This window comes from Rhodococcus sp. NPDC059969 (genome assembly GCF_042738325.1).
Taxonomy (GTDB): domain Bacteria; phylum Actinomycetota; class Actinomycetes; order Mycobacteriales; family Mycobacteriaceae; genus Rhodococcus_F.
This window is the reverse complement of record NZ_JBHWUF010000001.1, coordinates 498,426-510,275: the sequence shown is the minus strand read 5'-3', so window position 1 is coordinate 510,275 and position 11,850 is coordinate 498,426. Positions and strand designations below refer to the sequence as shown.

The 11,850-nt window shown below is 63.3% G+C and carries 10 protein-coding genes and 1 pseudogene; 7 read left to right on the top strand and 4 right to left on the bottom strand.

The features are described 5' to 3' along the window. Nucleotides 1–20: 20 nt before the first annotated feature. Complete coding sequence (locus tag ACFWAD_RS02395; RefSeq protein WP_378541082.1) at nucleotides 21–341, bottom strand: UBP-type zinc finger domain-containing protein; 321 nt, start codon at nucleotides 339–341, stop codon at nucleotides 21–23. A 26-nt stretch (nucleotides 342–367) separates the two neighbouring features. On the opposite strand from ACFWAD_RS02395, the gene ACFWAD_RS02390 reads away from it, so the two are divergent. The 7 genes and pseudogenes from ACFWAD_RS02390 (at nucleotide 368) to ACFWAD_RS02360 (ending at nucleotide 8,856) form a co-directional block, all read left to right on the top strand. After that, nucleotides 368–1,963 (top strand): Na+/H+ antiporter, encoded by a 1,596-nt coding sequence (locus ACFWAD_RS02390; protein WP_378541080.1) that lies wholly within the window; start codon nucleotides 368–370, stop codon nucleotides 1,961–1,963. A gap of 16 nt (nucleotides 1,964–1,979) precedes the next feature. Continuing rightward, a pseudogene (locus ACFWAD_RS02385) lies at nucleotides 1,980–2,771 on the top strand (cation:proton antiporter); the annotation flags it as partial. A 193-nt stretch (nucleotides 2,772–2,964) separates the two neighbouring features. Next, nucleotides 2,965–4,584, top strand: coding sequence for an ABC transporter substrate-binding protein (locus tag ACFWAD_RS02380; RefSeq protein ID WP_378541078.1), 1,620 nt, complete (start codon nucleotides 2,965–2,967; stop codon nucleotides 4,582–4,584). 145 nt (nucleotides 4,585–4,729) lie between these two features. Then, nucleotides 4,730–5,686: an ABC transporter permease gene (locus tag ACFWAD_RS02375; RefSeq protein ID WP_003943571.1), complete on the top strand. Its 957-nt coding sequence runs from the start codon at nucleotides 4,730–4,732 to the stop codon at nucleotides 5,684–5,686. Further along, the gene (locus tag ACFWAD_RS02370) at nucleotides 5,679–6,773 is read left to right on the top strand and encodes an ABC transporter permease (protein ID WP_378445764.1); all 1,095 of its coding nucleotides are present in this window, start codon (nucleotides 5,679–5,681) and stop codon (nucleotides 6,771–6,773) included. The genes ACFWAD_RS02375 and ACFWAD_RS02370 overlap by 8 nt, the downstream gene beginning before the upstream one ends. After that, a complete protein-coding gene (locus ACFWAD_RS02365) occupies nucleotides 6,770–7,867 on the top strand; it encodes an ABC transporter ATP-binding protein (RefSeq protein WP_378445346.1) in 1,098 nt (365 codons plus the stop codon). The genes ACFWAD_RS02370 and ACFWAD_RS02365 overlap by 4 nt, the downstream gene beginning before the upstream one ends. Then, the gene (locus ACFWAD_RS02360; protein ID WP_378541077.1) at nucleotides 7,867–8,856 is read left to right on the top strand and encodes an ABC transporter ATP-binding protein; all 990 of its coding nucleotides are present in this window, start codon (nucleotides 7,867–7,869) and stop codon (nucleotides 8,854–8,856) included. Before ACFWAD_RS02365 ends, ACFWAD_RS02360 begins: the two co-directional genes overlap by 1 nt. Nucleotides 8,857–8,862: 6 nt before the next feature. Here ACFWAD_RS02360 and ACFWAD_RS02355 read toward each other — a convergent pair whose 3' ends face one another. The 3 genes from ACFWAD_RS02355 to ACFWAD_RS02345 all read right to left on the bottom strand — a co-directional run bounded on the left by ACFWAD_RS02355 (nucleotide 8,863) and on the right by ACFWAD_RS02345 (nucleotide 11,846). Continuing rightward, nucleotides 8,863–9,462 carry a histidine phosphatase family protein gene (locus ACFWAD_RS02355; RefSeq protein WP_378536281.1) on the bottom strand — a complete coding sequence of 200 codons (600 nt, stop codon included), beginning with the start codon at nucleotides 9,460–9,462 and terminating at the stop codon, nucleotides 8,863–8,865. 5 nt (nucleotides 9,463–9,467) lie between these two features. Next, nucleotides 9,468–10,835: a diguanylate cyclase gene (locus ACFWAD_RS02350; protein WP_378541076.1), complete on the bottom strand. Its 1,368-nt coding sequence runs from the start codon at nucleotides 10,833–10,835 to the stop codon at nucleotides 9,468–9,470. Nucleotides 10,836–10,955: 120 nt separating this feature from the next. After that, a complete protein-coding gene (locus ACFWAD_RS02345; RefSeq protein ID WP_378541075.1) occupies nucleotides 10,956–11,846 on the bottom strand; it encodes an alpha/beta fold hydrolase in 891 nt (296 codons plus the stop codon). Nucleotides 11,847–11,850: the final 4 nt, after the last annotated feature.

Below are 11,850 nucleotides of genomic sequence, written 5' to 3'. Positions count from 1 at the left end.
GCACTGCGTGTCGAGAGCGATCAATCCATCAGATCGTGGACGTAGCACCAGCGCCAGGATTCGCCGGGCTCGTGCGAGCGCATGACCGGGTGCCCGGTTTCGCGGTAGTGATTGGTGGCGTGCTGATGAGGGCTGGAATCGCAGCATCCGACGTGGCCGCAGGACAGGCACATGCGCAGGTGAGACCAGTTATCCTCACCCAACTCGGCGCACTCCTGGCAGACGCCGGGCGTCAGCGCCGCCGGGTCCGTTTCGGGCGCATTGGTTAGTTCCTCGCAACCGCTCGTAGCGGGTGCGGGCTGCTGTGTGCGAGCTGCTGCTCGCTTCAGGATTTTCTTCATCGCCTTCCATACTGCATGCTGCCAGGGTGAACGGCATATTACTGGGGGTTGTAGTAGCGGCGTTGCTGGTGGCGGCGGTCGCGCGAAGGTTCGGGCTGTCTTCGCCGCTGATCCTTGTCCTGGTCGGTTTGATCGCCTGTCAGATACCGGGTGTTCCGGAATTGGAACTCGATCCCGACCTCGTCCTGTTCGTCGTGTTGCCTCCACTTCTGTACTCGGCAGCACTGGACAGTTCATACCTGGCTTTGCGCTCGAATCTGCGTCCGATCGGATTTCTCGCGGTGGGGCTTCCCCTGGCGACGACGGCCGCGGTGGGCTTTGTCGCCTACCTGATCGTGCCGGAGTTCTCGATAGCGGCTGCTCTGGTTCTCGGCGCGATCGTGGCGCCGCCGGACGCGGTGTCCGCGAGCGCAATCGGACGCAAGCTCGGCCTGCCGCGCCGAATCATGACACTGCTGGGCGGCGAGAGCCTGCTCAACGACGCCACCGCTCTGACGGCGTACAAGGTCGCTCTCGCGGCCGCCGTCGGTACGGGTGCGACGCTGATCGGCGGTTTCGAGACCTTCCTCGTCGCGGCGGTCGGTGGAACGGTGATCGGCCTCGCGGTGGGGTTTGTCATCTCGAAGGTTCGCGGCAAGCTCCAGGATCCGGTGATGGAGAGCGGAATCGGACTGGTGGTGCCCTTCTTCACCTACCTGGCTGCGGAGGAGGTCCACGCGTCGGGCGTCATCGCCGTCGTCGTGGCCGGATTGTTCCTCGGCCAGCGCTCCACCCGTGCGAGCTATGCGACGCGTTTGCAGGACACGGCAGTGTGGAAGGCCGTCGACCTGATTCTGGAGTCGTTCGTCTTCCTGTTGATCGGTCTCCAATTGCCCAGCGTCGTCAACGGATTGCAGGGGTACAGCACCTCGATCGTCGTCTGGGCGTCGGTTGCCGTGCTCGTGACCGTGGTGGTGGTGCGGATCGCCTGGGTGTTCCCGTTCACGTATTTACCGCGCTGGCTGTCTCCTCGCATCCGAGCGAGGGAGCCGGAGATTTCGGCTCGGGCAGTGTTCGTCGTGTCGTGGGCCGGTATGCGAGGGGTCGTGTCACTGGCGGCTGCCTTCGCGATTCCGTTGACGGTCAACAGTGGCGAAGACTTCCCCGGGCGTTCGCTGATTCTCTTCCTGACATTTGTCGTTGTGGTCGGCACGCTACTGCTGCACGGTCTGACGTTGCCGTGGGTCATCCGAGTCCTCGGCGTGCAGGGCAACGAAGCGCAGTCCGACGCGCGCGCTGAGGCGGCAGCACAGGACAAGGCTGCGCGGGCTGCTGCGGCGCGTCTGGACGAGTTGGTCGGAGCCGACGCCGACGACGTTCCACAGGTCCGCAATCGGGCCGCAGACATCTTGCGAAGCTGGAACACCCACCGGGCGAACTCGGCCTGGGAGCGACTGGGACGCAGCGACGAGGATCTGGGGGAGAGCCCGTCGAATGCCTTCCGCTCGCTGCGCCTCGAGATGATCGATGCCGAGCGAGGTGTCTTCATCGCCGAGCGCGATGCCGGCCGGATCGACGACGAAGTGCTCCGAAAGGTACTTCGAGAGCTCGATCTCGAGGAAGCGACGCTGGATCGCGACTAGATCTGGACTAGACCGGATTCTGGAGTCGTTCGTCTTCCTGTTGATCGGTCTCCAATTGCCCAGCGTCGTCAACGGATTGCAGGGGTACAGCACCTCGATCGTCGTCTGGGCGTCGGTTGCCGTGCTCGTGACCGTGGTGGTGGTGCGGATCGCCTGGGTGTTCCCGTTCACGTATTTACCGCGCTGGCTGTCTCCTCGCATCCGAGCGAGGGAGCCGGAGATTTCGGCTCGGGCAGTGTTCGTCGTGTCGTGGGCCGGTATGCGAGGGGTCGTGTCACTGGCGGCTGCCTTCGCGATTCCGTTGACGGTCAACAGTGGCGAAGACTTCCCCGGGCGTTCGCTGATTCTCTTCCTGACATTTGTCGTTGTGGTCGGCACGCTACTGCTGCACGGTCTGACGTTGCCGTGGGTCATCCGAGTCCTCGGCGTGCAGGGCAACGAAGCGCAGTCCGACGCGCGCGCTGAGGCGGCAGCACAGGACAAGGCTGCGCGGGCTGCTGCGGCGCGTCTGGACGAGTTGGTCGGAGCCGACGCCGACGACGTTCCACAGGTCCGCAATCGGGCCGCAGACATCTTGCGAAGCTGGAACACCCACCGGGCGAACTCGGCCTGGGAGCGACTGGGACGCAGCGACGAGGATCTGGGGGAGAGCCCGTCGAATGCCTTCCGCTCGCTGCGCCTCGAGATGATCGATGCCGAGCGAGGTGTCTTCATCGCCGAGCGCGATGCCGGCCGGATCGACGACGAAGTGCTCCGAAAGGTACTTCGAGAGCTCGATCTCGAGGAAGCGACGCTGGATCGCGACTAGATCTGGACTAGACCGGCTGGTCTGATCTCGGTGAGGGTATTCGCTGGCCAGGGTCGGTTTACCCGACCGTTGAGGCCTGCAACTTAACCGATTCCACTGAGCGAGACTCGATCCAATTTTCTGTGCCTCCCATCACAGACTGTTTCGTGTTCAACATCACGTCATGGTCTTACCCCGCCTTGGAGGCATTCGAATGAGTCGTAGTTCCCGCCGCGGAAGTCGCAGATTGGCTGCGGCTGCGCTGGCGATCACCGCAAGTATGTTCCTGGCGTCGTGCGCCGACAACGGCACGGGCAACGGCGGCGGCGAATCCGCTGATTCCGGTTCCTCGCTGAAGATCGGCATGGTCAACGAGCAGGCCGACGCCGGCACTCCCACCAAGGGCGGCACGCTGACCTTCAGCGGCTACTCCGCGGTCACGACTCTCGATCCCGCGAAGGCTCAGGTTGCCGGTGCCACCGGTGGCAGCGAGCTCAGCGCCATCTACGACGTGCTCATGCGCTACGACCCCATCGGGCAGAAGTTCGAGCCCAAGCTCGCCCAGTCGCTCGAGGCGAGTGCGGACAGCAAGACCTGGACGCTGAAGTTGCGTGACGGTGTGAAGTTCAGCGATGGAACAGCTTTCGATTCCAAGGCCGTCACCGACAGCATCAACCGCTACGTCACCAACAAGGGACCTCAATCGAGCCTCTGGGCTTCCAAGGTTGCCTCGATCGACACCCCGGACGCGACGACGGTTGTCTTCAACCTCGTTGATCCGTGGACGGGCATCCAGTCGATGCTCGCCACCGGACCCGGCATGATCGTCGCCCCGAGCGCCCAGCAGGGTGACCAGTTCACCCCGATCGGTGCCGGCGCGTTCACCCTCGAGAAGTTCGCTCCCAACGAGGAACTGCTCTTGGCTGCTCGCCCCGACTACTACGGCGGCGCACCGAACATCGACAAGCTCAAGCTGATCAGCATCGTCGGCGCTCAGCCCACTGCCGAAGCCCTCAAGACCGGCGGCATCGACGCCGCCTACATGCGTACGCTCACCCCGATCCTGGATCTGATCGAGTCGGGTTACCCCGGCTTCGTCGACATCCCCTCGCTCGGCTACATCGCGAACGTGAACATGGCCCCGGGCCGCCCCGGATCGGATGTCCGTGTCCGACAGGCGATGGCGCTGGCCGTCGATCCGGAGACGCTCAACACGCGCGTCAACAACGGCAAGGGACTGCCCGGCCAGGAGATCTTCCAGGACACCTCGCGCTGGCACAACGACGTCGCACCGATCGGCGTCGACCCCACCAAGGCGAAGGAACTGCTCGATCAGGCCAAGGCCGACGGGTACGACGGCAAGATCACGTTCCTGTCCATCCAGGAACCGTCCGCGCAGGCAACGGCTCTGGCCATCCAGGCGATGCTCAACGCAGTCGGCTTCGACGCTCAGATCGAATACGTCACCGGTGCAGGTGATCTGGTCAAGCGGATGTATGCCGATCACGATTACGACATGAGCACCGCAGCGCTGAGCCTCGCCGAGGCTGATCCCTACGAGCGTCTGTACACGGGCATCAAGTCCGGTGGCCGCAACAACGCGACCGGTTACTCCGACGCCGAAATGGATGCTCTCCTGGACAAGTTGGGCGTTGCAACCACCGACGAGGACAAGAAGGCAGTCCTGGCGCAGATCCAGGAACGCGCCAACGAGACGGTGCCGTGGCAGGTGTGGGGCAACGTCGCCGCACTCGACGTGTGGAACCAGAACGTTCACGGACTCGAGCAGAGCCTCGACGGAATCGTGCTCTTCGACGGAGCTTGGAAGTCCTAGAGAGCCTGGAAGTCCTGGAGAGCCTGAAGTTCACAGCCGGCCCCGCGCCCATATTGCAGCGGATCGGGGCCGGTTGCGAACGAAGAAGTGAAATCAGAGGAACTGCTGTGTATTGCGAGCTCGCTGTCCGAAGGAGACGAAATCGATGAACATCGGCGCAATAGGTAAGAAATTGGGCCAGCTCGTCATTGTGATCCTGATCGTCAGCTTCGGAACCTTCGTGCTGGCATCACTGATCCCCGGCGATCCCGCTGTCTCCGTCCTCGGTGAGGGGCGCACGCCCGCCGAGTACGAGGAAGTTCGCCAGCAGCTCGGCCTCAACGATCCACTCCTGGTTCGTTATTGGGACTGGTTGACCAGTGCTCTGCAGGGCGACCTCGGTAACTCGCTCGTTCCCCCGCAGCAGGACGTCCTCACGGCGATCAGTTCCGCTCTCCCCGTCAGCGTTCAGTTGGCAGTGATGGGTCTGGTCATCGCCCTCGTCGTCGCCGTTCCGCTGGCACTCTGGTCGGCACACCACGAAGGCGGCGTCATCGACCGCGTCATCAGCGCCGCGACGTTCGGTGTTCTTTCCGTCCCGAGCTTCCTTGCCGGTCTGTTGCTGATCATGGTCACCGTCAACTGGCTCGGCTGGTTCCCGCGATCACAGTGGGTGCGCATCGGCGACAGCCTCTCCGGAAACCTTTCACACGCAATACTTCCCGCGATCACCATCAGCCTCCTCGAGATGGCAATGTTCACTCGCGTTCTCCGCTCCGACCTGGTGACGACGCTCCGTGAGGATTACATCCTCGCGTCGAAGGCCAAGGGAATGCCCACGCTGCGAGTGCTTTTCAGTGACGCGCTTCGCCCGTCGTCGTTCTCGCTCATCACGATGATGGGTCTGGCTCTCGGCGGCATGATCGGCAGCACCGTGATCGTCGAGACGCTGTTCTCACTGCCCGGAATGGGCACGCTCATCGTCCGCGCAGCGCAGCAAGGTGATTCGCCGATGCTGCTGGGCGCGGTGGTCGTGATCGCCGTCATCTACGTCCTCGTCAACAGCGCGATCGATGTTCTGTACACCTATCTTGACCCGAGGAGTCGTCGTGTCCATGTCTGAAGTGACGCCAGACGGAGCGGCCCCGTCGCCGGCCCCGTCCGAGGTGATGACATACCGGCAGCAGACAGTCCTGCTGGCTCCCGGTCCCGTCGAAACGCTGGAACAGCCGAAGAACCTGGTCCTGATCGGGTCGATTCTCACGGTGGTCGGCTTTGCGCTGCTCGGCACCGCGCTCTTCGGTTCGGCCATCATGATGACCGTCCGGATCGTGCTCGCGCTCGTTGCCCTGGTTTTCCTCTTCAAGGGTCTCGGCAAACTCGGTACGTCCAAGTGGGGCAGTCAGTTCGATCTCTCGTACTGGTTGGCATGCATCTGGCTGGTCGCCCTGATCCTGGCCGCGATCTTCGCACCGCTGTTGCCGCTCGGTGAGTACAAGGACACGGTCAAGACCTTGGCCGAGCCGGGCTTCGCCTCGCCGAGCCTGTTGTCCGAGCACCCGTTGGGTACCAACAACTTCGGTCTCGACCTCCTCGCCCGCGCCCTGTTCGGTGCTCGCGCCTCCTTGACCGTCGCCATCTGCGCCGTACTGATCGGCATGATCATCGGTGGCACCATCGGCGTCATGGCCGGCTATTTCCGCGGCAAGGTCGATGCCGTCGTCGGAATTCTGACCAACTCGCTGCTGGCCATTCCTTCCCTGGTTCTGCTCATTGCACTGGCTGCGGTGCTGACGTCGAACCTGCGCAACATCACGCTTGCACTCTCGATTCTCTGCATTCCCAGCATGGTTCGAATCGCGAGGGCCAACACCATCGTTGTCGCCCAACGGGAGTTCGTGCTGGCCGCCCGTGCCATGGGCGCCACCAAATGGCGTGTCATCTGGCGCGAGTTGGTTCCCAACGTCCTCGTTCCCGTCGCCGCGCTCGGCTTGGTGGCCGTCTCCGGTCTGATCGTCGCGGAAGCCTCACTGAGCTTCCTCGGACTCGGTATCGCACAACCCGATCCGACCTGGGGCAACATGATTGCCGAAGGCCAGGGCGGGATCGTGGAGAAGCATCCGTTCATCGTCCTGGTGCCAGGCGTCTTCCTCTTCCTGACGGTGTTCTCCTTCAACCTCATCGGTGAGAAGTATCGGAGTAAGCTGTGACCACTTCATCTCAGAACGGCGTTCCGCTGCTGCAGGCGGACAACATCAGAACCGTATTCGCCACTCCGCGTGGCCAGTTGCGAGCAGTCGACGGTGTCTCGATCCACGTCTCCGCTGGTGAGACTCTCGGCATCGTGGGCGAATCCGGTTCCGGCAAGTCGGTTCTCGGGCGCACCATCATGGGTCTGCTCCAGAAGGGTCCCGCCCTCGACATCACCGGAACGGTGACGTTTGCCGGCCGCGACATGTCGACGATGAAGAAGTCGGAGATGAAGCACTTCTGGGGACCGGAGATTGCCATGGTCTTCCAGGATCCGATGACCTCGCTCAATCCGTTCAAGCGCATCGGTACGCACATCACCGAATCCTTGAAGTTTCACCTTGGTCTGAAGAAGGACGCTGCCCGTGATCGCGCTGCGGAACTCCTGTCGATGGTGGGTATCCCCGAGCCCAAGCGTCGGCTCGATCAGTACCCCCACGAACTTTCGGGCGGTATGCGACAGCGTGTGGTCATCGCCATGGCTCTGGCCTGCGAGCCGAAACTGCTGATCGCCGACGAGCCGACCACCGCTCTCGACGTGACGGTCCAAAAGCAGATCCTCGATCTGCTCGCCTCGCTCAACGACAAGCTCAACATGGCCGTCATCCTGATCAGCCACGACCTCGGTGTGGTGTCGGGTCGATCGGATCGCGTCGCTGTCATGTACGCCGGTTCCGTCGTGGAGACGTCGGCAACCGAAGAGCTGTTCACTCGTCCGCGTCATCCGTACACCGAAGCGTTGATGGCCGCGATTCCGCGACTCGAATCGCCGACGCACACAGTGCTGCAGACAATTCCGGGTGGGCTCCCGGACATGACGAAGCCGATCACCGGTTGCCGCTTCGCTGCTCGCTGCCGCTATGCCCAGGACGACTGCCTGACCGGCGACCCGGCTCTGGCCCCCGGCGGCCCTGGGGACAACACAACCGAAAGTCATACGTTCGCGTGCCACTACCCGGTCGATACCCCGGAAGGCACAACGGCATTGGTCGCCAACGAGAAGGCCGGCACTACCGCAGCGGGCCTGACGCTCGCGGTGAAGGAGATGGTCTGATGACTGCATCAGTGGATACCAGAACGCCCGAGACGGTGGACGCGGCCTTGACGGTCGAGGACCTGGTCGTCGAATTCAACGTCGGCAAGGGTCAGACGGTTCACGCCGTGTCCGGGATCAGCTTCACCGTCGCTCCGGGTGAAACCTTGGGTGTGGTCGGTGAATCCGGCTGCGGCAAGTCGACGGCAGGCCGGGCGATCATGCAGTTGCCTTCGCCGACGTCGGGCTCCATCCGCCTGGGAGAGACGGAGATGACGGCACTCGGGGCGGAGGAGTTGCGTCGCAGCCGCACTCAGTTGCAGATGATCTTTCAGGATCCGATCTCCTCGCTGAACCCGCGACGCAAGGTCAAGGCTCTCATCACCGAGGGTCCGTCGATCTGGGGCGGAAAAGACAAGGCCGCCATCGAAGCTCGGGCGCGCGAGGTTCTTGCCGAGGTCGGGTTGGACCCGGACATGGTGTGGGACCGGACGCCGCGCGAGCTCTCGGGTGGACAGTGCCAGCGTGTGTGCATCGCCCGCGCGTTGATGCTCGACCCCAAGGTCCTGATCTGTGACGAGCCGGTCTCGAGCCTCGACGTGTCCGTGCAGGCGCAGATTCTGAACCTGCTCGAGGACGCGAAGAAGCGCCACGGGCTGTCTCTGCTGTTCATCGCGCACAACATGGCCGTCGTGAAGAACATCAGCGACCGCGTGATGATCATGTACCTGGGCCGCGTGTGCGAAATCGTTCCCGCAGAAGACATGCAGAACCGCGCGCTGCATCCGTACACGCAGCTACTGCTGGCGTCGATTCCCGATCCCGACGCCACCGTCACCGCGGCGCAGAACGTCGAGCAGAAGGTCATCGAACTGCCGTCGCCGCTCAATCCGCCCAGTGGATGCCGCTTCCGCACGCGGTGCCCGCTGGCCACTGATCTCTGCGCCGAGGAAGTTCCCGAACTTCGTCTCGTCGAGGGCGGCCATCAGGTGGCGTGCCATCACGTGTGAGTTGAGCTAGACGCGCAACATGTTGCGCACGTGACCGGTTTCGTTGATGGACCCGACCCTTCGGCTTCCACTGCGGGAAACAAGAATTCGCGTGACGGAGACGTACTCGATCGGGAAGGTCAACGGGCGCTCCAGCCCGAGCAGTTCCTGCAAAACGATGTTGACGACGCCGCCGTGGCAGAAGATCGCCACGGTGGCGTCGTTGTCGGTCGCCGCGACTATCTCGTCGATCGCACCGAGGACTCGCGCACGAAATGCGTCGCCGTCCACCGACTCCGGGAGCCAGCCGGCTTTGATACGCGCATAGGTTTCCGGTGCCCGCTCCAGGACCTCGTGCATCGGGATGTAGTGGGGCTGCTCGTAGTCGTATTCCGCCAGACCCTCGAGCTGAGTGACCGGAAGGTCCACTACCTGCGCTACCGGGGCCGCGGTCTCGAGTGCGCGCTTCTGCGGGCTGCTGAAGAGCCCGGTGATCCGGTACGGCGCCAGTGCTGCGGGAAGACGAAGTGCCTGGGCACGGCCTTCGTCGGTCAGCGAGGGATCGGCGCGGCCTTCGGTGACCTCGGCCAGTTCGGGGAGCGCGTGTCGGATCAGGAGTAGTTGCACCTACGTCACCTTGCCATGTAGAGATCGAACGCCACCACGAGGTTTCGCCCTTCGCGTTTTGCCTGGTACATCGCGTTGTCTGCGATGTCGAGCAGAGTCTCCATCCCCGGCATCGCCCGGTCGACCCAGGCGACGCCGATACTGACCGTCCCCGCGAAACCGCGAATGGATCGCGCGTGGGACTCCTGAGTCAGCCGAATCTTCTCCGCGAGCTGGATTGCTTCCTCGAAGGTGCAGTCGGCTATCGCGACGGCAAATTCTTCACCACCCAGGCGGCCGGAAAGTCCCAGGCCTTCGGTAGTGGCGAGGAGGGTGTTACCGAACTGTTCGAGGACGGAATCGCCGACGAGGTGGCCGAGGTTGTCGTTGATCGATTTGAAGTGGTCGAGATCGAGCATCATGACGGCGATGGGTCGTTGCGCCGCGTGCTGGGCGTCGAGGAGTTCCTGCGATTGGGTCAAGAACGCGTGGCGACTCAGTGTTCCGGTCAGGGCGTCGCATTCGGCGATGCGTTGGAGTTCACGTTCAGCGCGTCGCTGTGCGCCCGTGGCGACGGCTACGGCGATGGGGGAGAGTGCCATCAGAATGACGGAGATCCGGGTGGTCACACCCTCGCTGAGCAGATGAACCGGATCTGCGAGTGCCAGTCGCCCCTGGCCTGCCATGACCAGTGCCCACGCGCCCCATCCGGCTGCCAGGAGCGAAGTGCTGAACAGTGAGACACGCATTGCGCACCACAGGAGCGCCGGCATCGGCAGCAGCAGCGCAAGGGCTCCCTGAACCTCCAGGGCGAGTGGCAGACAGGCCAGTAGAGCGGCCAGAGGTGCCAGGATCTGTGCGAGCCGCCGCAAGCGCAGACTCTGCCGCACGGACGGCCCGAAAGTCCTACGAATGTGTTCGAGCGTCGGTGCAGAAAGGACGATCGGCAGCACGATCAGATACGTACACAGGTCGGCGAAGAACCACCCCACCAATTCCGTTGCCGCACCGCTTCCTTCGTGAAGTTGAGTGCGTAGCGCGCTCGCGGACCCGGCCGTGAACGACGCCAGAACGGAGACGAGGAAGATTCTGGTTGTGTACTTGGTCTCGGGGATCCGCCTCGGAAAGCAGCCGAGCAAGTTCGCGGCGATCAATCCCGTCGTCACCCCGACCAGATTGATGCCGTTCAATTCGAATGCCCGCTGCACCGAACTTCCGGTCGAAAGATCCGCCGTCAGCAGCGCGGCGCCGCCGACGGCGAGTCCGATCGGCGCAAACGAGCGAGAGTTACGGAGGAGAATGCCCAGAAGGATCGCGTTGGCGGGCCAGAAGGTCGACAGAAACCCGGGTGGACGGGCGGCGATGCCCGCCAGGGCGACAACGAGGATCGCCACGAAAATAAGGCAGGAGCGCACCCGACGTGTCGAACGGTCCATGGTCAGCCTGTCGTAGAAAGCAGAAGCTGTCCGAGACTAGCAATGATCCGGCTACTGTCCGAGTTGTAGGTTGAAGCATCATCCTCGACGGTTCGGCTGCGTGAGACGCCGAATCAAGTTCGCCAACTCCTCGGGCTGATCGATCATGGCGTGGTGATGCGCCGGACGCAGGACGTGAAAACTCCCGCCGAGGTAGGTGGCGAGTTTCTGCTGCTTTGCCATCCAGGCGATGGACCAGGGAGTGGTGTGGCCAGTGTGTGCGGCAACGACGCTGAGGTCGATGTCGGGCAGTGGATGCTTGCTCGAGCGTCGTAAAGCGGTGAGCTCCAACGCCATATCGGTGTATGCGACGTATTCGACCATCGCCGCTTCCAGATAATGAGGTTCGCGGTAGATTTTCCGGACCCATTCGAGCGTCGCGTCCGAGGAGCCGCTCGGCGGCACGGACTGGTTGAGGATCTTGCGCGTCGTGGTGCCGAGGAGGCGTTGCAGCCCGGTAGTGCTGAACGAAGCCGCGGCGGCTCGGGAGGCGATCAGCAGCAGGTCGCGGGGGAAAAGACGTTTCGGCTCTTTCTCGGCACTGGAATCGAGGAGGAGCATGCCCGCTGCGCGATCGGGGAACAGGCGCGCGAAGCCTTCGACGTAGAAGCCGGCGATGGAGTGGCCGACCACGACGGCCGGCCGCGCCAACCCCAGAGCGTCGAAAACATCGCGGATCCGCTGAGCTTCACCGTGCACTGTCGGCACTTCGGACGACGGCTCACTGAGTCCGAAACCCGGGCGATCGAACCGGACAACGGTGTGGTCCGACTGGAGATGACGTGCGCAGTCATCCCAGTCGAACCAGTTGCCCGCCAGCCCGCCGCACAGGACGACGACGGGGCCGTCGCCTTCGGCAAGAACATGCAGTCGGCTCTCGCCGACCTGCAAGATCTCGCCCGGTGGTTTCACGTGGAACAATTCCGGCACGCGA

What these genes read in the sequence shown, in the direction of transcription:
- ACFWAD_RS02395 (WP_378541082.1), bottom strand. Translation starts at nt 341, where the DNA reads ATGAAGAAAATCCTGAAGCGAGCAGCAGCTCGCACACAGCAGCCCGCA.
- ACFWAD_RS02380 (WP_378541078.1), top strand. Translation starts at nt 2,965, where the DNA reads ATGAGTCGTAGTTCCCGCCGCGGAAGTCGCAGATTGGCTGCGGCTGCG.
- ACFWAD_RS02375 (WP_003943571.1), top strand. Translation starts at nt 4,730, where the DNA reads ATGAACATCGGCGCAATAGGTAAGAAATTGGGCCAGCTCGTCATTGTG.
- ACFWAD_RS02370 (WP_378445764.1), top strand. Translation starts at nt 5,679, where the DNA reads ATGTCTGAAGTGACGCCAGACGGAGCGGCCCCGTCGCCGGCCCCGTCC.
- ACFWAD_RS02360 (WP_378541077.1), top strand. Translation starts at nt 7,867, where the DNA reads ATGACTGCATCAGTGGATACCAGAACGCCCGAGACGGTGGACGCGGCC.